The following is a 23,189-nucleotide window of genomic DNA, read 5'->3' as shown; positions in this document are numbered from 1 at the left end:
ATTTTTGTTAATAACACACATTGCTAAATAAATATGCATTCAATTCATTTTCTATTCATGAACTAAATGATACCTAGCTGATTATGTGGCGCAACTGTAAAGATTTTGTTAATGACAAATTTTAAGCCGGTTTTTTCTTTGGCTTTATAACAAATGTGCTGGCAAACTGTTTGCGCAATTATCCACAATCTGTGCAAAATAAATGCATGGGCCCAGGCATTTAAAAATTAATTTTAGAGTACTCCGCTATACTAACTCATTTATATCATCTAAGAAAAAATTTACGGGCATGAAAAATCCAGTCAATAGTAAGAATGGGCTTACGTTTTCCCGCCATTTTACGAAAGAAGGCGTGAGCCCTTATGATCAGTTTGCATATGAGCTCCGCTCCTCTGTGATCCGTAATCCCGGCGGCGATGTGGTATTTGAAATGAACAATGTGGAAGTTCCGGCTGCCTGGTCGCAGATTGCCACGGATATCCTGGCGCAGAAGTATTTCCGTAAAGCCGGGGTACCACAGCCGGATGGGGCGTCGGGCAGGGAAACCTCCGTGAAGCAGGTGGTACACCGTATGGCCAATTGCTGGCGTGTTTGGGGCGAAAAGTATGGTTATTTCGCTTCAGCCGAAGATGCCCGGATATTTTATGAAGAACTGAGCTACAGCATGCTTAACCAGTCGTGTGTGCCTAACTCCCCGCAGTGGTTCAATACTGGCCTGTTTGAGAGCTATGGAATTAAAGGTAAGCCGCAGGGGCATTATTATGTGGAGCAGCATACGGGTAAACTGGAAAAATCTACCTCCGCTTATGAGCGGCCTCAGCCGCATGCCTGTTTTATATTAAGTGTGAACGACGACCTGGTGAATGAGGGCGGAATTATGGATTTGTGGATGCGGGAGGCGCGGATCTTTAAATATGGTTCCGGCGTGGGCACCAATTTTTCGAGTATCAGGGGAGATGGAGAAAAACTCAGCGGTGGAGGAACTTCCAGCGGGTTAATGAGCTTTCTGAAGATCGGGGACCGGGCAGCAGGCGCTATTAAATCAGGTGGTACTACAAGACGGGCTGCCAAAATGGTATGCCTGGATCTGGATCATCCTGAGATCATGGACTTTGTAAACTGGAAGGTAGAGGAAGAAAAGAAGGTGGCAGCATTGATTGCAGCCGGTTATTCTTCTGATTATGAAGGAGATGCATATAAAACGGTATCTGGTCAGAACTCCAATAACTCCGTAAGGGTGCCGAATTCTTTTTTCCGCACGCTGGAGGCCGATGGTGAATGGGAGCTGAAAGCCAGGTCTACCGGTAAAACGACTAAAACTGTAAAGGCCAAAGAGCTCTGGGATCAGATCACTTATGCCGCCTGGCGTTGTGCGGATCCGGGCACCCAATATGATACCACTATCAATGAATGGCATACCTGCCCTCAGGGTGGCCGTATCAACGCTTCCAATCCCTGCTCGGAATATATGTTCCTGGATAATACCGCCTGTAACCTCGCATCTGTTAACCTCCGCCGCTTTTTCGATGATGAAAGGAACCTGTTTGACGTGCCTGGATTTGAGTACACGGTGAGATTGTGGACAGTAGTGCTGGAAATTTCCGTGCTGATGGCACAGTTCCCTTCCAGGGAGGTGGCGCAGCTTAGTTATGAATACCGTACGTTGGGCCTGGGATATGCTAACCTCGGCTCCATGCTGATGGTGAGCGGTATTCCATACGACAGTGAAGAAGCCCGTGGCATCGCTGGGGCTATATCCGCTATTATGACGGGAGTTGCCTACAAAACTTCGGCAGAAATGGCTGCCCACCTGGGTGCTTTTCCGCGGTATGCAGAGAACCGGGAAGATATGCTGCGGGTGATGCGGAATCACCGGGCTGCCGCCTATGATGCCGTTGATGCGTATGACGGGCTGGAAATAAAGCCAAAAGGCATTGATGCGCGGTATTGCGCGGATTATTTGCTGAAATCGGCCACTAAAGCATGGGATGAGGCAGTGAAGCTGGGAGAGCAGTACGGTTACCGCAATGCGCAGGCTACGGTGATTGCTCCTACCGGTACTATTGGCCTGGTGATGGATTGTGATACCACAGGGGTAGAACCTGATTTTGCGCTGGTGAAATTCAAAAAGCTTTCCGGTGGCGGCTACTTTAAGATCATTAACCAGTCGATCCCCACCGCGTTGCAGAACCTGGGTTATTCTTCCCATGAAATAAAGGCGATCGTGGATTATGCAAAGGGAACCGGCAGTTTTGCCGGGGCGCCCTATATTAATCACCAGTCGCTGAGCGAAAAGGGGTTTATTGGTGAAGAGCTGAAAAAGCTGGACACTGCCGTTGCTTCTTCTTTTGATATATCATTTGTATTTAATGTATATACATTGGGAGAAGAATGTCTGCAGCGGTTGGGCTTCAAGGCGGAGGAATATTACAATCTTGAATTCAGCCTGTTGCATGCCCTGGGATTTACGGAAGAGCAGATAGAAGCGGCAAACGATTATGTGTGCGGAACTATGACCGTAGAGGGCGCTCCTTACTTAAAAGAGGCTCATTTGCCTGTATTTGACTGCGCCAATAAGTGTGGTAAGCATGGAGAGCGGTACATACATGCACATGGGCACATCAGGATGATGGCGGCGGTACAGCCTTTTATCTCGGGGGCCATTTCCAAAACCATTAACCTGCCTAATGAGGCAACAGTAGAAGAAATTGCGGATGCCTATAAGCTGAGTTGGGAACTTGGATTAAAAGCCTGTGCCTTATACAGGGATGGCAGTAAGCTGAGCCAGCCTTTAAGTAATAAGAGCGATAAAAAGAAGAAGGCAGAAGCGGCAGGAGAGCCGGCTACAGAACAAAATCTGCAACAGGCTACCATAGATGAGCTGCTGGAGGAAGTGAACAAGCGGATGCAGGCCAGCCGGGATACCACCCTGAAACGCCAGTTATCGAGGATTGTAGAGCGGCAAAGTTTGCCATCCAAACGGGGTGGTTTTACGCAAAAGGCGAATGTAGGTGGGCAGGTGATCTTTGTGCGTACAGGTGAGTATAGTGATGGTACGCTGGGAGAAATATTCATAGACCTGGCAAAAGAGGGCTCTACTTTGCGTAGTTTGATGAACTGCTTTGCTATTGCGGTTTCTGTGGGATTGCAGTATGGTGTTCCATTGGAAGAGTTTGTAGATAAGTTTGTATTTACCCGGTTTGAGCCGGCCGGAATGGTGGATCATCCCAATATTAAATCGGCCACATCGCTGATCGACTATATTTTCAGGGTGCTTGGATACGAGTACCTGGGGCGTACAGACCTGGTTCATGTGCTTGATTCGCCCGGGAATACCGGAGAAGAAGATGGAGAAGAGGATGCGGTGGCTCCGTTTACAGGCAGGGTGAACAATTCCGGTCCGACTGCTCCACGGATTCCTAAAAAGCAGGCTGCCGCTACGTTTCAGCAGGAAGGGAGTACCCAGGATTATCTGAAAAGTATGCAAAGTGATGCGCCGGCCTGCGCTACCTGCGGGCATATCACGGTACGTTCAGGAACCTGCTATAAATGTTTGAATTGCGGTACCAGCATGGGTTGCAGCTGATGGATGTTGCAACTTCATTGTTAATGATATGTTATTTAGCCTCTAAAATTTCAAAGAAAAATAACATGCCCTTACCTTTGTATTCAAATAGGGTTTTCATAGGATAGTAACAAATTGAGGGCGCTTTTCTAGGCGCCCTTACTTTTTTCCAAAAACACCCGTTTCTTTCTCACTTCCCCGATCAATATTTAAGTCCTTAATTTTCATCACACTTTTTTTCTATTTGATATTTTTCTAAAAAGAGTAGTTTTATTGCATCTTTTGAAATTTTATCTTCAAATATTTTATTATTTCTAATGTTTGATGGTTTGCCTAACTCACGATATAATTTTATTATATTTGTTATTGTATTAATTTTTATTATGGTTACTGTCCTATGAAAAACCAAATATTCCTACACCGCATGATTCATCATGCACTGTAAATGACTCTCGAAAGCAATGGTTCGTCCATTGCTTTTGTTTTTTCAGGGGTTTTTACGCATATTTTGGAATCTACTAGAAATCTCAAAATATAATTGTATTTTTAGACTCGAAAATTTGACACCTTATGAAAAAGCTGTTGTTAATGCTGTTGGTAGTTTTGGCCGCAGCCGCATCAGCAAATGCCAGCACTGGTTTCAAAAACGGAGACAATAATGGTGATAAAAACGGGGACAACAACGACAACCGTAATAATGCCAAAAACACAAATAACGCCAAGCCTGTAAGGGTAGAAGAGTTTGTGTTAATGTTTCCAAGGGTAGAGACAACTGAGAAGGTTGATGAAGCAGAGTTGGAAAAAGCTATTGTGGATTTATACAAGTGGTATTTACAAAACGAAACCAAGTTAAATACAAACGACTTCCTTAAAGGAAGTGGTAAGGAGTTGGCTTTCCCTTTTAAGGTTGATCCAAAAACCTTGCAGCAATATTTTCTGTTCATCAAGAAGAACTTCCCCGGATTTGGCGAGGACGATCTGTCTAATGTAAAACGCAGCCGGAAGAATGCACCTGTTACTGTGCGTGATGAAATGGATAATCCTATGTCGATTTCTGTTAACAGATAAAATAGTTTTGCCAGGCGATAATGCATTTAGAGTTTAACTACGATAAGGGGGATGTGTTGCATGCATTGCGCTATCATTTTATGCGGAGAGGTGAGATCAAGGTCTTTCGCAACACGCTCATTATCTTACTACTTGCTACTTTAACAGGATATTTTTTCAGTGTAGTGACCACTGGCGCCCTTACCGGTATTGTTATCATGATACTGGTGCTTGGCTGGGTATTCTGGTACCTGTTGCCCATTTCCATTTATAATAAGGCGGCTACTTTTAAAGACAGTATACATCTTAAGTATTCTGAGGAGGGGTTATTGATTACCACCCGTGGCAGTGACCATCCCCGGAATATCAGCTGGAATAATTTTTCCCGGGTAGTGGAAACTGAGAAATTCTTTTTCCTCTACCGCGATAAGAAAACCTTCTTCCTTATTCCTACCAGTGCTTTCCAGACAGAGGAAGCCTACCGCAATTTCGCGGGAATACTCAAATCGAAATTTAGTAATTACCGCTGATGCGGATTTTGCCTGACCCAGGATTCCACTGATTATAATGATTAGTTTGATATTCTGAATATTCCGGGAAATGGATATTCCGTTTTCATCTCCCCGGAATATTCACGACCCTGTTGAAATTACAGGTTGATGTTCTGGAATACGCTGAAGTGCAGGATATGATTCATGGTTTTAGCCCCGGAGGTAACCTGTACTAACTGGTTCATGTAGCCGATGTCTGCTTTGAGGTTTGCATTGAACTGGTATCCAAAGGCAACAAGGAAGCGGTTTTGATCGAACAGCAGGTTACTGATGTCGTTTCCCCACAGGTTCAGAAAGATCTCATCCTGTAAGGCCACATAAAACGGGGTGGCTGCTTTTTTATGTAAGACCGGGAGTTGTGTGCGATTGAAGTAGCGGGCGCGGTTGCCATACTTCCAGTTACCGATCGCATGCGGATCTCCCGGTGCTGATGGTTGTGAAACCCAGCGTTGTTCCAGTCGTACCCGGTGTGTCATATCCAGTTTTTTTGCCTTATGGATATATTGTTCGAAGATGCGGTGTTCCGGCAGCCAGGTATTGCTTGTATTATTGTAGGTGGGAATAAAGGAATAGCCCAGTAAAATATGATCCCGTTTGTTAACGGAATATTGCAATCCTCCACGCATGAGCAGCTGTCCTTTATTGCTGATGCCATCCCTGATACGTAACTGTACGTCGAAAGGCACCGCCCATTTGCTGTTAATTTTCATAGTACCAAAATAGGTATACCAGTTCTGGTAGGCATGCGTTGTTTCCTGTGCGGACACAAAATGTACAATAGCCAGCAGGGCCATTGTTAACAGTACTTTCCTCATAATTGCTAATATAGGTGGGGTTAAAGATAAATAAATCAGTATAAAAAAAAGAAGCGCCTGCAGATGCAGGCGCCGGTAGATTGTTGTTTAGCTATAGTTGATTGTTGTATCAGTATTTATTATACCACAGTTTGGTGCCTTTTTTATCACCACCGATGGCCGAAGCTGCTTTTTCGTAGCTGGCTTTGTTCTGTGTTTGTTCGGATTGCAGATAAGTTAACCGGTAAGGAACCATTGTTACGCTGGGATCCAGGGAACCGGATTTTGGAGCGATGAACAGTGACTGGCCACCTGGTTTGCTGAAATGCAGCCTGGTTCTTTCAAACCATGCCTGGAAGCCTTGTGGATAAAGCGCTAACCATTTCTGAGTGCCTATCACATTTCTCCAGTCGCCCGCCACGTAAGGCACTTTTGCAATATATGCCTCAATAGTAGCGTCTGTAATGTCTGTATTGTTGGTGAGCGTGCGCCAGTAGTTGATAGAAGCGGTGATACCTTTTGCATAATGTGTAGCGGCATCATCGCCTACGCTCATGCCTCTTGCAGCGGCTTCGGCCAGGATAAATTCCACTTCCGAGTAGGCCATCAGGATACCTGGCATGGTGGATTTATAGATCTGTGTGCCGGGGAAGGAGTAGTGCCCTTCTGAAAGCCGGTCCGGATCGGAGGCAGCAGAGCCGTATGTTAGGCCTTTGATAGTGTCATCATCTTTTGAAGGACGGGCATAAATACCGAGGCGCGGATCATTTACACTTTTCATATAATCTACCAGGGTGGAGGTTACAGAAAAGTCGATGATAGCGCGTTCGGATTCATTATAAGGAAATTTATTTGGAGCAGCATCCAGGTACTGGAACTGTGCATTGTCCTGGTTATTGCTGAGGGCGTCTTTGTAATGTGCTTCTATCACCTGTTTGGCTTTTGTCGGATTTGCATCTGCCATACGGATAGCTAACCTGAGCATCAGTGAATTTGCCAGTTTTTTCCATTTTATCACATCTCCGTTATAAATGATATCCCCGGTTTCAAAGCTTACCTGTGACGAGTCCAGTATATTTATTTGTGCCTGCAGGGTATCGAGCAGGGAGTTATAAATGGTTTGGGCGTCGTCATATTGAGGGGTAATGTTGCTGCTACCTTGGAAGCTTTGTGAGTATGGAATATTTCCGTAGGTATCTGCCAGGATCTGGTATATCCAGGCGCTGGTGATTTTTGCAATAGCGTTTTGATTTACCACGCCCGGAAGCCCCGGGTTGGCGTTGTTTTGTTTCACCAGGTCGTCGAGGTTGTGCAGGGATATCCTGTACAGTGTATTCCAGAAAGCGGCGTTATTACCTTCATCGAGATTGAACTGGCTATCATTGGTCCTGGAGTTGCCTGTCCAGTATTGTGCATAGTTCATGGCAATGAAGCCATTTTGTAACCCGCTGTAAAGCATGTCCATGGTGCTTTTCTGAGCGCCGGTGAGCAGGTTTGCCGGCGCCGCGGTGGTTGGTTTGGTTGGATCACGGTTCATATCATCCAGCTTTTTACAGCTGGTTACCACCAGAGAAACCAACAGGAACAGGATGCTGCTATATTTAAGAATCTTTTTAGTCATCTTCACAAAATTTAGAATGATACATTCAGGTTTAATCCATAAGACCGGAGTGATGGCAGTGCGCCACCTTCAATACCCTGTACGTTAGATGCAGAGTTGAGGATGTTGGACGGATCCACATTTGGTGCATTGGATTTGATCAGCCACAGGTTACGTCCGTAAAGGGAAATACGTGCAGCCTGTGCGCCTATCTTCTTATACCATGATTCCGGCAGGTTATAACCTATTTTGGCTTCTCTCAGGTAGATATAGCTGGCATCATAAAGATTGGCCTTGCTGATCACGTTTCCACCGTTATAGTTGAAGTGATCCTGGGCGCTGATCTTCGTAGTATTGGCATGTCCGTCGGCGGTAACACCGGGAACAATGATACCATTTTCACGAATGCCGTTTTCTACGGTAGATTCCAGCAAACCGGATTTATTTCCGTACAGGTTAGTGTAGGAGAAGAAATCGCCCCCGTGCTGGAAGTCAACCAGTGCCGACAGGTAAATTCCTTTGAATGTAAATGTGTTTGTAACACCGCCTACATAGTCAGGATATGCGTTACCGATAGGTTTGATTTCGCTGGGCACATAACGACCGAGCGCATCTACTACTTTCTGGCCGTTGAGGTAGGTGTAGTCGGTACCGCGGATGGTTCCCAGTGGTTCACCCACCTGGCCTACTACAGACACTTTCTGTGTACGGCGGTCGGTGCCGATGGTCAGGAAGTCCAGTGAAGTATTGTACTGTGCAATATCCAGGTTCAGTACCTTATTACGGTTGCGGGCGAGGTTGGCGCTGATATCCCAGCGGAAGCCATTTTTCAGGCGGATGGGATTCAGGTTCAGACCTATTTCAATACCCTTGTTTTCCACGCTTCCGCCATTCACATAGGCACCGGTGAAGCCGGTAGCTGTTGGCAGCGCCAGTGTGATGATCTGATCTTTGGTAACACGTCTGTAATAAGTGAAGTCAACACCGATACGGCTGTCCAGGAATTTTAATTCCACCCCTGTTTCCACTTCGGTAGTACGTTCCGGTTTCAGGTCTTCGTTGAATAAAGTTGGAGAGAACTGTGTAACCGGGTTGCTGCCGAAAGGCGGGATGAAATCATATGTGTTATAGATCCTGTATGGATCGGCATCGTTACCCACCGCAGCAACGCTACCTCTTAATTTACCGAATGTCAGCCATTTCCATTCTTTCAGCAGATCGGAGAATACGAAGGAAAGGGAAGCAGATGGATAGAAGTACTGGTTATTGCCTTTTACCAGGGTGGAAGACCAGTCGCTACGGCCGGTGAGGTCGAGGAACAGGAGGTTCTTATAGCCGAGGTTAGCAGTGGCAAAAACGGAGTTGATCTGTTTTTCGTAGTACTGATCAATTGACTGTGCAGGTTGTACAGAATTAGCAAGGTTATAAACACCTTTAGTGATCAGGCCTCCCTGGGCTATACCGCCGGTAACGGTCCATTTCCGGTGCATCACATTTCCTCCTACGGTGGCATTCAGCTGGAAGTCTTTACCAAAATCCTTCTTGATGTCCGCTGTTAACTGGTAGTTCATTTCGCGGTTGCTTCTTACACGTTTGATATATCCGCCTACCAGATAATCTTTTGCAGTTCTTTCTTCTTCGAGTGTGTTGTAATCATCCATGAAAACGCGGCCGGAGAAGGAAAGCCATTTTGTAGCATCTATATCCAGTCCTGCAGATCCAAAGAGCCTGTTACGGCTATCTGTTTCATAGTCCATATAACGGTTCCAATAAGGGCCGTTACTGGAGGAAATGCTTGGATCGTCCCAGGCGCGGCGGTTCCAGGTAATCTGGGAACCATCATCGTATTTATATCTTTTTTCTTTTTCTATATCCAGCTGGCGCTGACCGTACATGGTGAACTGCAATGTAGGGTTGGGCCCGGTAAAACCTGTGCCAGGCCGGCCTTTCACATTTAAGGAAGTATAGTTCATGGAGGCCACGGCTTTTACTCCTTTTGTGAGCTCATAGCTACCATTGAAAGAGAGATTGTTTCTTTTGTTGGTAGCATTGGGAAGTACGAAGGTTTGATCCATATTACCGTACGACAGGCGGAAGCTTCCTTTATCATCGCTGCCTGCCATGGAGATATTATTTGTAAGTGTAAAACCTGTTTTGTAGAAGTCTTTCACATTATTCGGGTGAGGCGACCAGGTGTCGGTTTGACCGAAATACGGGTTATTTTTATTTTTATCCCATGACCAGTAAGGACGGATGATTTGTCCGTTCAGTTTTGGTCCCCATGATTCGTCTACAGCGTATTGCGGCATCAGGTCGTAACGGCCTTTACCATTGTTATCATCATAAGTAGCGCTTTGTTCATTAAGGAAGCCTTCGGGATGCTCGTTGTAGTACAGGGTATCGAATTTGCCTGCATTACCGCCGCCATACATATTCTGGTACTTTGGCAGTACGGCTACCTGGTCTATCTGGGCATTGAGGCTGTAAGTAACCCCGATTCCTTTTTCAGTATCCGGGCGTTTTTTAGTGGTTATCTGGAGAACGCCGTTAGCTCCGCGGCTTCCGTAGAGAGCGGTTGCGGCTGCCCCTTTGAGAACGGAGATATTTTCAATGTCTTCCGGGTTGATATCCTGCATTGGGCTACCGTAGTCATAACCACCGCCGCCATTTTGCTGACCGGGATCATTGGTGACGTTGTTCATCATTGGTACACCGTCCAGTACAAAGAAGGCGTTATTGTCGCCCAGAATGGATTTCACCCCACGGATGGTAATTTTGCTGGCGCCGCCCATGGAACCGGTATTGGAGCTGATCTGCACACCGGGAACTTTTCCTGTGAGGGCGTTTACAAAGTTTACTTCTTTTGCTTCCTGTACAGCGTTACCGCTTACTTCCTGTATGGCATAACCTACAGAGCGGGGATTCTTTTTAATGCCGAGGGCGGTGACCACTACTTCTCCCAATACTTTTTTAGTAGCGTTGGAGGGAACCAGTGTAACATTTAGCTCTCCTCTTTTTTCTACCGGAATGGACTGTTCGCCAAAGGTAGGGGCAGTAACGAGTATGGTATCGCGTATGGCAGCCTTGATGCTGTATTGACCGGTTGGATCTGCCTGTGCATTCAGTTTAGTTGTTTTGTTACGGATAATGGCTCCGGGAATGGGAGTGCCTTTATCATCTTTCACTGTTCCTGAAAGCTGGAATTTTCCTACTTCGCTTTTTGCGGTAGCGGAGTCCGGTGGGAGGATGAGTGCGGTATCCTCTTTGGGTTTAGCTACAGGTTTTGCGGTATCAGCAACTGGTTTGGAAGTATCCTGTTTAGGTTTAACAGTGGAGTCGGATGCAGCAGGTTTGATCACTACCGGAACAGTGGTATCCTGTTTAGGTTTAACACTGGAATCAGCAGCAGCGGGTTTAATCACTACCGGAACGGTGGTATCGGCTTGCAGCTGTTTTGCTGTGAGATACCCTTCGGGTTTTGCGTATGCGCTGCTGGAGGTATAGCAGAAAAAGGCATAGCACAGCCCCGACCAGGCTAGTACATGGCTTCTCATCGTATTATGAAAGATTTGGTTACAAAATTTTTTGACAGGATTCCGATACTGTCTGTTGTTACATTGCTTATCCATCAATATAACAATACAATCAAAACGCCTTCTACAATGGGTTGCAGAAGCAAAAAAATAATTATTTCAGGTTTTTCCTCATTTCGTAGTGTGGAATGCCCACCTCTGTAAATTCTTCTCCACAGATTTTATACCCCAGTTTAAGATAGAACCCGGTGGCTTCTTTCCGGGCGTGCATGGTTAATTCATCAAAGCCGTTGCTACGGGCATATTGTTCCGCGAATACTACAATTTCTCTGCCGATACCTTTTCCCTGAAAGCCGGGCGATACCGCCATCTGCCTTAGTTGTACGGTGTTTTCATTCAAAGGGGTAAGTATACAGCAGCCTGCAATTGTTTCCTGGTCATTGTGCTGAGTAAAGCCCGCAATGAAGATGTCGTTCATCTCCTTCTGTAGTTGTTCTGCCGAAAATGTGAGCCCCAGCGGCTTCCGGAGTACTTCGCTACGAAGGTCAGTCATGGTATGGTAGTCGCAACTACCGTATTCGAGTATACGAAAATCAAGCATAAATGTTTGTCAGATTTGTGGATGGCAATTATGCCATTTCATTTTGCAGGAAATACTGCTACATGGTTCACATACCGCTACATGGTTCACAAGTGTTTGGATGACAAATAGCCTGCCAACAGCAATCAGGAGTGTTGTGACTGAAAGTAATTGAAGATCAGCTGATCTACTGATTTGACGAGCAGCATGGGGTCTTTGATGGCCATGGCGCCGGGGTGGGTATCGGTACAAACCACTTTTTTAATGAGTCCTGAGCTTTTAATTTTTTCAAAGCCATTTCCTGCAAAGATGCCATGAGTGGTGATAACAAAGATATCTCCGGCGCCTGCATCACGATAAGATTGTGCTGCATGGATAAGAGAACCGCCGGTACGGATCATATCATCATAGATGATCACCGTTTTATTTTTTACATCGGCACTGATAGCAGTAATGGCTGTTTCATCGCCGGAGAGGCGGCGTTTAAAGGCGAATGCCGCCGGTACATGCAGGTCGTTGGCGAGTGATTCCACCCATTTTGCCCTGCCGGCATCGGTGCTGGCCAGTACAAATGGTTTTCCTGCCGCAAGTTCCATGGCCGTATTCATTACAAACTCTTTCGCATATAAATGCACCGGGCGAACATCATTTTCAAAATACCAGGTAATACCGTCCACATGCAGATCAATCATCACTATCCTGTTGCCCCGGGAGGTATTGGGCAGCGATGAGAACAGTACTGCGCGTGTTTTGGCTTTTACGATTTCGCCGTATTTTACTGCGCGTTCCATAGTAGAATACCCAAAGAATGGAATAATGATCGTCAGGGAATAAGCTCCCAGCTGTATACAACCACTGGCCAGGTCATATAATTCCAGGGTTTCTTTATCATCGATGGTGCCTCCAAGCAAAATCACTTCTTTGTTGCTAACATTACTCAATATGCGGTGATAATGTTCCCCATCAGGAAAATCGCGGATATCTAATTCCCCATTTTCCCAGGCGGAGCCTGCAATAGAGAGGATCCTGTCTTTCAAATACAGATAATGTTGGGTTGCAAAGATGATTTTCTGTGGCATGACTTTTACAAGATAACAGGTGACAGCCGTAAAAATAAGTGATTGGAGGGATATTTATAACGTTGATAATTAATAATTTTGCCGTTGAGCACTCATATTTTCCCCGTTTTTTAACTTTTCATTTGCGGGTGGAACATTAAATTTGAAGGATTACTATATTCATGATTCGTTTTACAGCATATATCGGAGCACTGTTTTTTTTCTTTTTCATTAACCTGCAAGGAACTTTCGCACAGGTGCGTTTGTCTGGTATGGTAGCGGATCAGGATACCAAAACGGGATTACCTTTTGTTTCTATTGTTAACAAGAGGACCATGACGGGTACATTAAGTAATGAAAATGGCCGGTTTTATATTGAGGCCGTTCCAGGAGATACACTTGAATTTTCCATGTTAAGCTATACACCGAAATTACTGCTGGTACCGGGAATGTCGTCATCGCAGGATGTTTATCTGCAGAAACGATTGTTTGAGCTGCAAGGGGTAAACGTGCGTGGTAAAAACTATAGAAACGACTCACTGGCAATGCGTGATGAGTATGGCCGGTATTTCGATTATCGAAAACCCGGAGCAATGGATGTACTTAAAACGTTGCCGGCAAATCCTATCACTGCTTTAAGTTATCTAGTGCCGAGTAAGGTGCGTAAAAGAAAAGAGCAGTTTCATGAGCAACTGGTTTACTGGGAGAAGGAGAAGTTCATTGACTACCGGTACTCTCCCGAACTGGTGGGAAGGATGACCAAGTTGCAAAGCCCGGAGCTTGATTCCTTCATGTATAAGTACAGACCAGGATACCAGTTTTTAAATTCAGCATCCGACTATGACCTGTTACTTTATATAAAGCAGTCGTTTGAAGAATACCAGAAGCAGAAAGTACAGAAGAAAGAGCCTTAATAAAACAGAGGATCAAAAATAAATGAAGCACTGAGCTTCGCTTAAACAGCGGCCAATCTCCATCAGTCAGGTACCCGAACAAAGTATTGTATTGCTTTATTTCATATGAATAGCGATGTGTTTGATGCGTGTAGCCTACTGTCAGTTATCCGGCTCTAGCTCCTGTTTTAACGCCGGTAATGAGAAATAATGATGTTCTTTAAGAAAATGAGCGAGCCCTTTATCTTCCATCAGCAAATTTTCCAGTACGCTTGAAACCGGCCATTTCCCTGGATCCAGGGGCATCAGCTGATTACGAAGCGGTTCATAAATATTAGCAATATAGGCGGCAATTTTTCTTTTCTCATCCAGGGAAAATATTTTGAAAGGGTTGTGGGTGTAGATGTCGTTGCTGCTATTATCGTATAAATCGTAGGCATAATATGACAGTGCCTGAAGCAGGGAGATATCATCTGCGCGGGTGTGATCTATAATCCATTGCAGCAGCTCCTGCTTTATTTCAAGCTTACCTGCCGCATTTTTTACAAAGATGATCTCCCCCACTGTTGGCATATGATCATCATCGAGGCCGAGGTAGTCATTCATTACGAGTGTGTTTATTTTTTCTTCTTTTGTGTAGCCAAATGATATGACCAGCGTTTTGAGGAAGAGGGTATCTTCAGCGAGAAGGTATGCGAGGTCGGAGCGGCTGTTGTTGAAGAGGTATTTGTTACGGGCGATCAATCTCGGGTGAAGATCAATTTTGTAATTGCGATTGGCTGTATCAAGTTCAATAAAATCCCCCAGGAGAGGAACCCATGATATGAATTTATATTCTTTTGAAACAAAAATATTTTCAATGGTGTAATCGTATTCGTCTACTTTTTCTTGTCCCTCTTCGATAATGGTGTAGTATTTATCATGAAACCGTACCCTGTCGGTTTTATGGGTGAATATTTTCCCAAATATATTTTCCAACGCCTGTGTGAAAAAGCTATCCCTGAGTTGTTTGAATCCTTTGTCTTTCAAGCCTTGCGCAATAACTGGTAAAGCGATATTTACGTCCTTCTCCGTATAATTGTAGCTTGCCGGTATTCCGTCTTCTGTTGCCTCAATATGGGCTTGCCATTCCATGTGCTGTTTAATGGCTTCTATATTCATTGTATATTCTTTTTCCCCTTTGATGATTTTATCACTTTTTTCGATTGGCTGCTCCGGTTTGGGCTTCGTCTTGTTTTGACAACCTATGCTGAATAGCATGAAGACTACTACAACTATAAAACTAATTGTATTCATTTTCTAATATTTTTCTTTCTTAAACCGATATGGAAATGATTCTGATGTATGTTAGTAAGAAGGCCCAATGTATTACTGATATTTTTGTTATAGGCGAAATTGTTTTTGAATCCCCATTTCCCGGCTATTTTAAGTATGTTTTCCAGCACCTTCAGAAACTCCCGTTCGCTGCCATACGCCAGTTTCGCTTCTGTCCACAACACTGATCCTTTCTTGTTTGAGCTTCCGGGATACCTGATGTCAATATCGTTGCCCTGAATATGTCCCTTATGCCCTATGTTTCGTTTATCACTGGCAGAGATATCATTAAAATAAAGTTTGTCATTATAGCCATTGCCTGGAAGTGCGTAAAAGAACCCAAACAACGGTGCAGCAATGGCAGGGGCTATAAAGTTATCGTCCCCTCCATCGCGATCACCATACCTTCCCCAGTTAGGGCCGGTTTCCGGGAATGGCAACAGGCCATTGCTGTTTTTTTGAAGAAGGAATGTTTTAAGATGCGTACTGGCATTATACAGATCATATCTATACTGATTTGAGGCAGCATTTTGTTCCACAAGTTCGTAGCTGAATTTATCTATTTTGATGATATACCTGTTGGGTGCATCATTGGCTATGCTCTTATACCGGCAATCTTTTGTTCTGAATAGAACAGACGATTTAGCATCAAAGAAATATTTCTTTTCTGCATGAGCACTTTTTCCATTTGATATAGTGTCCAGTCCTACTACTTTGCTTATTTGGGTGGTTACTTCCGTATTACCGTTTGAAATGCATGCCAATCCTTTCCATTTCCAGAAAGCCATTGATGAAAGCACTGCTATTTTTATATCTGTGGCCACCAGCTCCGGATGAAGAAGAATATCTGCATTTTCTTTCCGGGTAAAATTATTTGCATAAACGTAAGCGGTTCTGCCGGTGAGTTGTATAAGGCCGCGCCCCCGGAATTTCCATCCATCTCCCGCTTGTGTGTTACCTAATGTTTTCCCTTTTACCGCGTCGGGGCCATATACATAATTAGCAATGCGCTGTTGGTTTTCTTTTGTTACGCCGGGATGGGCGGGTTTTCGGACCTGCCTTCCCCACTCTTTTGCTTTTATTTTGCCTTCTGCTGTTCTGAAAGGAGGAAAATTTTTAGCCAGGTCTTCCCAATACCAGTTAAAGCTTTCCCCTTCTTTAATGTTCAAATGTCCACCGCATTCAATGGCCACCTGGGCAAAAAAATGTGCCTTATTCCAGCAGGTGTTCATACCGGTTGATTCCATAAACCTGTTGTAAGTAGCAGCTACTGCCTGCAGGTCTGTGCTCCCGGCATGGGGGAATACTTTAGCCAGTTGTTCAGTAGTAATCGGCTCATTACACCTGGGACAACCGGTATCCGGTTCGCCGGTGGCAAGTGGCTCGCCGAGTATTACCGGGGCATTGGCCCCGGAATACCTGTTATCAGACTTGCTGAACCAGTCTGATAACTTTATATGCTGATAATAGCCAATGTTATCCGGGTTTAGAATATTTTTATCTGCTATTTCATGTGGATAGAAATATTTTTCAGATGTGGATCTGATGACTACATAAAAGCAGCGGAGAAACCCATTTTCCAGCATGTTAGCGGATTTCAAACGCTTTGAGTCTATCAGTGCGTTTGCTGTTCCGTAATCATTTACCAGGAATTTATCGCTGAAAATATGTTTGTCCTTTTCCTGGTACCTGTTTTCCCATATCTCGAACAATAACTCCTTTCCGGTAAGATTCATGGTTTGAACATGCATACGGAATTGCTCTCCGTATTTATATGCCCTATAAGCGGGATTATTATGCTGGTCGTAAAAGTGTACGGACACCACCCTTCTTTCTGCCTTTATTGAGATATATAATCTCTTTTCCAGTGTGCGTTTATTACTTTGATTTATAGGAATCCAATATTCTGTTCCATCACAGGTGATTTTTTTCATATCGGCAAACAGGATGTTGCTGGCATAACGGGGAATTGCAAACAGGAGGCGAAATGTATCCCATTCAAAGCTGGTATCAGTTAGCAATGATTTCAGGCTGTGCATGCCGATGTCAATTTGTAATCCCCCATCAGCATTAAAGGTATGCATCCCGAGGTTTTTTACATAATGTATACGGTTCGCAGGATTTACCTGAAGCAGATGTAATGGTATTTTTTCGTTAGCAGCTTCCGGACTGCTGATCACCACCCGGATTAATTCCTCCCATCCTGTAGATGCTTTACAGATACATTGTTCATCCGTAAAACACCAACGGGTTATAGTAGCTTTTGCTGCATTTATCTTTATAGATTTTTTTAAATTACCAAGACGGGCGCTGATCGTGAATGTCCCTTCCTGTGTTGCGGAAACATCTGATATTGTATTGGAACGCGCTCCATAAGGTTCCCAGAAAACAGGGCCATCCAGTGTTTCGTTATATTCCATCAGGGTTTGTGCGGTAACAATGTATTGTTTCCCGGTAATCCAGTAGGTGTTGCCGTTTGCCACCAGGATCTTTACCACCTCATTATTTTTTACTTCAAAATGCCAGGCGCTTTGCTCAGTCGTATAGTATTCTTCTTCGCCGGTACTTACCCGTGCTGCAACAGTGTATTTCCCGGGAATACTGAAATGTATATGGCCATCCAGTGTGATGGAAGGCCCGGCGCCTACCAGCTTACCATTCAGCAACCATTCAATAGCTGTTAAAATGGCCGGTGGCAGCGTATGATGCATCATTTCAGAAACAATGAAATTCATATCTGTCCGAGGCCTTATCATATGAGTCGATTCCTTGTTGATAACAGATATAACTCCTGTTTTTTTAGTACTAAGTTTTTGAATAACAGGTTTGTTGTTTGCCATCCGGGCGGAAACAAAGTAGGTAGCAGATACGTTGGCAGGAGTAAAGCAGATTTTGTCGCTGTCAGCTATTGCAACAATGTTCTCCTTGTTATCGGTTATCTGCATTGATACCACGGCCCTTTCAGCTATGGTAGGAGGCATAATCCTGTAAACAGCTTCAACACAAACGCTAGTTCCGTATTTCAGGTGTCGGGGATTACTCTTTACTTCATTAATAATAAATTCATTCTCAAGATTATTGTTATCTGCATGCAGGTCAATATAAATAGAGCCCTCCTCCTGCGATTCGCCATAGGCCATTACCCGGTAGCTACCGCATGTATCGAATGAGAATAATAATTCAAATCCGAACGACTCAACCCACGTGTAGTTATCGCCGGATTCCTGTTGCCGGAGTATTCTCCATCTTATTTTTAAATCATCTGCAGAAACCTGTTTATTGTCGCATTCAATTTCAAACAGCAATGGCTCATTGACCCGTACAGGAACGACCTTATCCTTTTGCTTTTCACTGTTGAATATTACCGGTTGATCACGACACTCAATACGTAAAGTAATGGCACGTACAACAGGATTCTTCTGGTTTAATTGCTGTTGATTGACCAGCGGGTTTAACGCGGATATGGAAACAGCTGCACTTCCGGAAACGTGGTGGTTGGTAATACACGCGGTTTGTCCGTGGTGCAGTATGCTGACGCAGGCACTTCCTGACACCGCACAAAGGGCAGTACTATGTTCCGTTAATATTTCCCCTCCATTAGAAAGTATAATACCCGGTAATGTTTTTTTCCATTGAAGAATATTGGGAACACAGGTGGTACGTGTTAACGTGCAGGCGCCAAATGCCCCCGGCATGAAGGGATTGCCGGTTTCTGCTGAACTGGCCACCGGTTTGGAGCTTCCACTGCCATCGTTCATGTATTCACCATGTGCTGCCACCAGCATCCTGCCGGGCGTACTACCGAAACTGCATTTGCATAAAGCGCCATGCACTACAAAATGTTTGTCTGCCATTGAGGATACAGGTTTTATTTTTCAGGGTTATGAATAACCGTCTCCTTATAGAATTTTATCCCATTCCGTTTACCATTTATGACTACAGATTTCCCGGAATAAAGAAACAGTTTTCCGGTGCTATGCCAGCGGATACTTTTCCCGGATGCTGTATATTTTTTACAGATCACCAGTATGCCTCCTGCTATGGGGTTACGCATAAGCTGTTATTTTAGAATAGTTTTGACTTCTCCGTACTCTTTATACAAACAGCCTTTCCCGAGCTGATCTGCAGGTCTTCGCCGGAGCTGTCGATATTTATTTCTTCTGCATGTTTTTCTATTTCCCTGGCCTGGATGTTTATATTTTCCAGGGCAATTTTGGTGATATTGGTTGCCGTTAACTGGTAATCGTTTACAGTGTACTGATAAAGGCAATTGCCGGCATGCTGAAGGATATCTATGCCTGCGGAATGATTTATGTTGTTTCCTGCATCAATGCTGATGTTTTCAGCAGCATTGATATTGATATTCCTGGCGGTAATGCTTATTTTTTCAGGGGCCGAAAGTGAGATATGCTGTCCCCGGGTGTCCATCATAATAGTATTGCCTCCCTGATCTGTAATGATAATATTTTCATTGCCATCTGTATCATCAAGGCGGATCAGGTGCCCACTGCGGGTTTTAATTGCTTTGATGTTGTTTAGCGGATCTCCGAAACCGCTTGAGGCTTTCCCGTTATAGGCACATCCGGTGACATAGGGAGCTTCCGGATTACCTTCTTCGAAATCTACCCACACTTCCTCATTTATTTCAGGAATAAAGTGAAAGCCTTTATTACTTCCTGAATGTGGCTGACAGAGCCTGATCCATGGGCTATGGCCCTGCTGCCAGTTAAACCGTACCCTGATACGCCCAAGCCCTTCAGGATCGTTGTTGTCGGTTACGGTTGCACTTTGTGCCCCGCATCGGGGAAATTTTTCAGAATCCATAACCGGCACGGCAGTATCAGCAGGGATGCCTTCAAACGTATTATAATAGTCGCCATTACCATTGCAGTAATGCGCCAGTGTTGTAAGCATAAATTCACCATGGTTCTCCACTGCATCCGGTTGCCCGTGAATACTGACAGTATTTCCGATACACAGGCTGGTATTCCGGCTTTTACCGTGTATACGAACCAGTGCTGCAATGCGGCTTTTGTGAAAGCGCTGTGAAAATGCTGTCAGTGGGGAGTTGCCGACGGAGGCATAAGGGATTTTGAAAATTGTTTTACCGGGGAATAATTTCCGGCTCACAGATAATGCGTGTTGTGAATATGGATTAAGATGTAAGGAAACACCGCGACTATCTTCTTCCAGTATCTTATGCAGGCTGTAATTATATGTCTGAAAGGTTTGATGAACAGGATGCACCGCAGTGCTCAACTGGAAATTAACCAGATCTTCCTGGAATACCAGATCCGTTTTCTGCTGACTGTAATGTCCGAAGATGATCTGTTGCCCGTTGTAGAAGAAATGTTCACCAAAGCGTTGCGAAAGACGACGAATAAAATCGAACCCCGTTTCCTTATATTGTACAATATATTCCAGTGGCTGTGTAAAAGAAGGATTTACCTGTGGTACAACTGCAAACGGGTAACAGTTTTTTATAACGGTATTTACAATGGAGGATAAAGGTTGCTGCTCAAAAGACCGGATATGCGGACTGCCTGAAAGCAGGATAGTAGGGCTGTTACCCCGGATGATACAACTGCCGGTGTTGTTGCTGCTTTCTTTTCCTGCGCTCACACCGGTGATAATGCCATTAAACAACAAAGGGCTGAATGCCGGTTCAACCGGCTGTATGCATATGCTAATCTCTTTCCCCAGCAAATGACTGCCCGCTGTAACAACGTTTGAGCCATAACGGGATAGCCATCCGTATCCTATGCTTAATTCAAATTCATGATGATGCGTTATAAATTGTTTCAAATGCAGAAAGTCAAATTGCCTGAATTGCTGGTCTCCTATTGATATGGTAGTTGTCGTGTATAGTGCCATGACTAAACAGATTAAAAAGAGTTGAGGATAAGTTTTGGTGAGAAGTTAACGTGAAACTTAATGGTTGGTAACAAACATTGAAACTAAATTATGTAAATAATTTTAATTGATAAAAAATAATTAAGATTCCTACCTGAATTTATTTTGGATTTAAAAAATGATCTGCAAAAAAAGGCTTTAAGAACCGGTGTTCCTAAAGCCATACTTCTAACATATCAATCAACAGTATTAATCTATTTTCAGATTCTTCCAGTCCCCGCCGGAACCGTTGCCCACCCAGTATCCTACCATACCTGTTTTTTGTGTGCCAAGCAATGTAACGGTTAAGCATCTTTTACCATTTACATAGGCTGCTGCTTCATCGTCTGTTACAACTATTTTTACATGAAACCATTTGTTGGGATCTGTAGAAGAATCTATTTCATTTTCATATTTCCCCGGATACTTCTCCCTTAATAATTCCCAGTCGTTTGCAGGAAGCGAAATGTATTGTACGGAGTGGCTTCTCCTGCCGGCTTCAGGAACCTGGAAATTAAAAGGCCTGAAGTAAATAGCATCATATGTGGAGTCATTGACGCCGTGAAATGCAAAGCCAACAAAACTTTGCTGAAGAACATCTTTTCCTTTTACATCGAATTCAATGGTGCCCTTATCAAATTGTTTGTTCCTGATCCAGGCTACTCCCGCACCGGGTGCTTCATTTAAATGGATCACATCATTACCGGTGGCCGTCCGGTTTACGGTACGAAGTTCCTGTGCGGCGCATATACTGTTAAAAGAAACAATGCCAATGAAGGCAAATAGAATGTAACGTAACATGTTTTATCCTGTTTTATAATATGGTAACCTGGTTTGCAAAACCATGCCTGACAAAGGGACTTTGAGTTGTAATATATTTTACATTACACAATATAAGATATGTTCGTTAACGATACAATAGCCTGTTCATGCCCGTACAGTAGGGCCGGCGATATGACTGGAAACAGGAAGCGGATAAGCAGGAGATCTCTCCCTTACTTATCCGCTTACAATATAAAAAAGATAAACTATTGCAGCAATGCTCCATTCAGCCTACCCAGCTCAGTTTCGGCGAGCTTGGTGTTATAGCGGGCCTGTATAAGACGGTAGTAGGAGTCTTCCAGGCTTTGCTGTGCTATTTTTACTTCCAGGATAGTAGACACGCCCTGTTTAAAACGCTCCAGCGCCACCATCGCGTTCTCCCTTGCCAGGTCGTTGGTCTCTTCTTCCAGCGATACCTGTTTTTTATAGTATTCATAGTCCCTGAACGCATTGTTCAGCGAAAGATCTACCTGGGATTTTACATTATCCAGCGTGATGTTCTGGAAGTCAAAATCAATCCGTGCGTTCTGCACCTGTCTTTTTACATTAAAGCCGTTAAAGATAGGGATGGCTGCAGTGAAGCCGTAGCTGAGAACGCCATTCCTGCTGAATCTGGGGCTGAACGCATTGGTAGCGGCATTGGAAGTATTACGGTTGTAGTTATAGCCCGAATTAAAGGATATTACCGGGAAGTAATCCGCTTTACTTTCCTTTATGGTGAGCGCAGAGATATTTACATTCTGCTGTTGCACTTTGATAGCTGTATTGTTGTTGGCAATATTTTGTTGCAGCACTGAAAAGGAAAGACCGGTGTTTAACGGGATAGAGTCTACCACATCATAACCTGTAGCGCCCGCTGGCACAGCCATCAGCTGGTTCAGCAAGGCTTTGCTTTGTTCTATCAGTGTTTGCTGGCGGATATACAATGCCTTTTGTGCATTAAGGTCCACTTTTGATTGGAGCAGATCTGTTTTAGGAGCAAGGCCGGTGCTGAATTTTGCATCAGAGAGTTTTACTCTTTCTTCGGAGATGGACATCTGCTCTGCCAAAGCTTTCAACTGTTGCTTTTGCTGTACAATGTTATAGTATCCGCCGATGATAGTGGAGATGGAATTTTGTACCTGGTCTTTGATGGCCAGTTCGCCAAGATCACGGATAGACGCAATCTTATTACGTGTGGCAAACATCTTCAGGCCATCGAACAACGTCCAGCTGAGGGTTACATTACCACTGAGATTATTGCTCTTAATGCCACTCGTATCACGTTTGGTACCATTTACAAATTCCTGTTTGGTAGCTGTATTATTCCAGGTTGTTCCGGCAGTGGCATTCAGGCGTGGCACAAATGCAAAATTCGCATAGGCGTAATCGTTAGCTGCCAGTTCTGCTGTATTCCTGGCCAAACGGATATCGAAATTATTTTTCAGCGCCACATCTATGGCCTGTTCGAGGGTAAGCACCTGTTGCTGCGCTTTTAACGCACCCACACTTACCAGTAACAGGAATAAGAGGAAACACTTCTTTATATTTTTCATCATAA

Annotated in this window: 14 protein-coding genes; 4 read left to right on the top strand and 10 right to left on the bottom strand. The window is 44.3% G+C overall.

Annotated elements, in window-relative coordinates:
* The first annotated feature begins 289 nt into the window (after positions 1-289).
* The 3 genes from FN124_RS07765 to FN124_RS07755 all read left to right on the top strand — a co-directional run bounded on the left by FN124_RS07765 (position 290) and on the right by FN124_RS07755 (position 5,142).
* Positions 290-3,586, top strand: a complete 3,297-nt coding sequence (locus FN124_RS07765) for a vitamin B12-dependent ribonucleotide reductase (protein WP_376765838.1) — start codon at positions 290-292, stop codon at positions 3,584-3,586.
* Between the two features lie 549 nt (positions 3,587-4,135).
* Complete coding sequence (locus FN124_RS07760) at positions 4,136-4,633, top strand: hypothetical protein (RefSeq protein WP_142684159.1); 498 nt, start codon at positions 4,136-4,138, stop codon at positions 4,631-4,633.
* Positions 4,634-4,653: 20 nt separating this feature from the next.
* Entirely contained in the window at positions 4,654-5,142 is a 489-nt protein-coding gene (locus FN124_RS07755) for a YcxB family protein (protein ID WP_142684158.1), read from the top strand.
* A 119-nt stretch (positions 5,143-5,261) separates the two neighbouring features.
* Here FN124_RS07755 and FN124_RS07750 read toward each other — a convergent pair whose 3' ends face one another.
* The 5 genes from FN124_RS07750 to prs form a co-directional block, all read right to left on the bottom strand.
* Positions 5,262-5,978 carry a DUF2490 domain-containing protein gene (locus FN124_RS07750; protein ID WP_142684157.1) on the bottom strand — a complete coding sequence of 239 codons (717 nt, stop codon included), beginning with the start codon at positions 5,976-5,978 and terminating at the stop codon, positions 5,262-5,264.
* A gap of 109 nt (positions 5,979-6,087) precedes the next feature.
* A complete protein-coding gene (locus FN124_RS07745; protein WP_142684156.1) occupies positions 6,088-7,578 on the bottom strand; it encodes a SusD/RagB family nutrient-binding outer membrane lipoprotein in 1,491 nt (496 codons plus the stop codon).
* An 11-nt stretch (positions 7,579-7,589) separates the two neighbouring features.
* The gene (locus tag FN124_RS07740) at positions 7,590-11,111 is read right to left on the bottom strand and encodes a SusC/RagA family TonB-linked outer membrane protein (protein WP_185937125.1); all 3,522 of its coding nucleotides are present in this window, start codon (positions 11,109-11,111) and stop codon (positions 7,590-7,592) included.
* A gap of 133 nt (positions 11,112-11,244) precedes the next feature.
* On the bottom strand, positions 11,245-11,691 hold the full coding sequence (locus tag FN124_RS07735; RefSeq protein ID WP_142684154.1) for a GNAT family N-acetyltransferase: 447 nt from the start codon (positions 11,689-11,691) through the stop codon (positions 11,245-11,247).
* Positions 11,692-11,816: 125 nt separating this feature from the next.
* Positions 11,817-12,749 (bottom strand): ribose-phosphate diphosphokinase, encoded by a 933-nt coding sequence (gene prs, locus FN124_RS07730; RefSeq protein WP_142684153.1) that lies wholly within the window; start codon positions 12,747-12,749, stop codon positions 11,817-11,819.
* A 161-nt stretch (positions 12,750-12,910) separates the two neighbouring features.
* Here prs and FN124_RS07725 point away from each other — a divergent pair, with 161 nt between their 5' ends.
* A complete protein-coding gene (locus FN124_RS07725) occupies positions 12,911-13,642 on the top strand; it encodes a carboxypeptidase-like regulatory domain-containing protein (RefSeq protein WP_142684152.1) in 732 nt (243 codons plus the stop codon).
* A gap of 141 nt (positions 13,643-13,783) precedes the next feature.
* Here FN124_RS07725 and FN124_RS07720 read toward each other — a convergent pair whose 3' ends face one another.
* From FN124_RS07720 to FN124_RS07700, 5 genes are all read right to left on the bottom strand, one after another.
* Positions 13,784-14,917 carry a hypothetical protein gene (locus FN124_RS07720; protein WP_142684151.1) on the bottom strand — a complete coding sequence of 378 codons (1,134 nt, stop codon included), beginning with the start codon at positions 14,915-14,917 and terminating at the stop codon, positions 13,784-13,786.
* Entirely contained in the window at positions 14,914-18,789 is a 3,876-nt protein-coding gene (locus FN124_RS07715; protein ID WP_142684150.1) for a PAAR-like protein, read from the bottom strand. Before FN124_RS07715 ends, FN124_RS07720 begins: the two co-directional genes overlap by 4 nt.
* 211 nt (positions 18,790-19,000) lie before the next feature.
* Positions 19,001-20,809 (bottom strand): type VI secretion system Vgr family protein, encoded by a 1,809-nt coding sequence (locus FN124_RS07710; RefSeq protein WP_142684149.1) that lies wholly within the window; start codon positions 20,807-20,809, stop codon positions 19,001-19,003.
* Between the two features lie 228 nt (positions 20,810-21,037).
* Positions 21,038-21,628 (bottom strand): 3-keto-alpha-glucoside-1,2-lyase-like domain-containing protein, encoded by a 591-nt coding sequence (locus FN124_RS07705; protein WP_142684148.1) that lies wholly within the window; start codon positions 21,626-21,628, stop codon positions 21,038-21,040.
* Positions 21,629-21,855: 227 nt separating this feature from the next.
* Positions 21,856-23,187 carry a TolC family protein gene (locus FN124_RS07700; RefSeq protein WP_185937124.1) on the bottom strand — a complete coding sequence of 444 codons (1,332 nt, stop codon included), beginning with the start codon at positions 23,185-23,187 and terminating at the stop codon, positions 21,856-21,858.
* Positions 23,188-23,189: the final 2 nt, after the last annotated feature.

It is taken from the genome of Chitinophaga polysaccharea, from assembly GCF_902150045.1.
Lineage (GTDB): Bacteria > Bacteroidota > Bacteroidia > Chitinophagales > Chitinophagaceae > Chitinophaga > Chitinophaga polysaccharea_A.
This window is presented reverse-complemented; position numbering and strand designations above follow the sequence as displayed.

Bases quoted from the DNA above. Each gene is read 5' to 3' on its own strand.
- FN124_RS07710 (WP_142684149.1), bottom strand. From the start codon at position 20,809: ATGGCACTATACACGACAACTACCATATCAATAGGAGACCAGCAATTC.
- FN124_RS07765 (WP_376765838.1), top strand. From the start codon at position 290: ATGAAAAATCCAGTCAATAGTAAGAATGGGCTTACGTTTTCCCGCCAT.
- FN124_RS07725 (WP_142684152.1), top strand. From the start codon at position 12,911: ATGATTCGTTTTACAGCATATATCGGAGCACTGTTTTTTTTCTTTTTC.
- FN124_RS07755 (WP_142684158.1), top strand. From the start codon at position 4,654: ATGCATTTAGAGTTTAACTACGATAAGGGGGATGTGTTGCATGCATTG.
- FN124_RS07760 (WP_142684159.1), top strand. From the start codon at position 4,136: ATGAAAAAGCTGTTGTTAATGCTGTTGGTAGTTTTGGCCGCAGCCGCA.
- prs (WP_142684153.1), bottom strand. From the start codon at position 12,749: ATGCCACAGAAAATCATCTTTGCAACCCAACATTATCTGTATTTGAAA.
- FN124_RS07740 (WP_185937125.1), bottom strand. From the start codon at position 11,111: ATGAGAAGCCATGTACTAGCCTGGTCGGGGCTGTGCTATGCCTTTTTC.
- FN124_RS07735 (WP_142684154.1), bottom strand. From the start codon at position 11,691: ATGCTTGATTTTCGTATACTCGAATACGGTAGTTGCGACTACCATACC.
- FN124_RS07700 (WP_185937124.1), bottom strand. From the start codon at position 23,187: ATGATGAAAAATATAAAGAAGTGTTTCCTCTTATTCCTGTTACTGGTA.
- FN124_RS07720 (WP_142684151.1), bottom strand. From the start codon at position 14,917: ATGAATACAATTAGTTTTATAGTTGTAGTAGTCTTCATGCTATTCAGC.
- FN124_RS07715 (WP_142684150.1), bottom strand. From the start codon at position 18,789: ATGGCAGACAAACATTTTGTAGTGCATGGCGCTTTATGCAAATGCAGT.
- FN124_RS07745 (WP_142684156.1), bottom strand. From the start codon at position 7,578: ATGACTAAAAAGATTCTTAAATATAGCAGCATCCTGTTCCTGTTGGTT.
- FN124_RS07705 (WP_142684148.1), bottom strand. From the start codon at position 21,628: ATGTTACGTTACATTCTATTTGCCTTCATTGGCATTGTTTCTTTTAAC.
- FN124_RS07750 (WP_142684157.1), bottom strand. From the start codon at position 5,978: ATGAGGAAAGTACTGTTAACAATGGCCCTGCTGGCTATTGTACATTTT.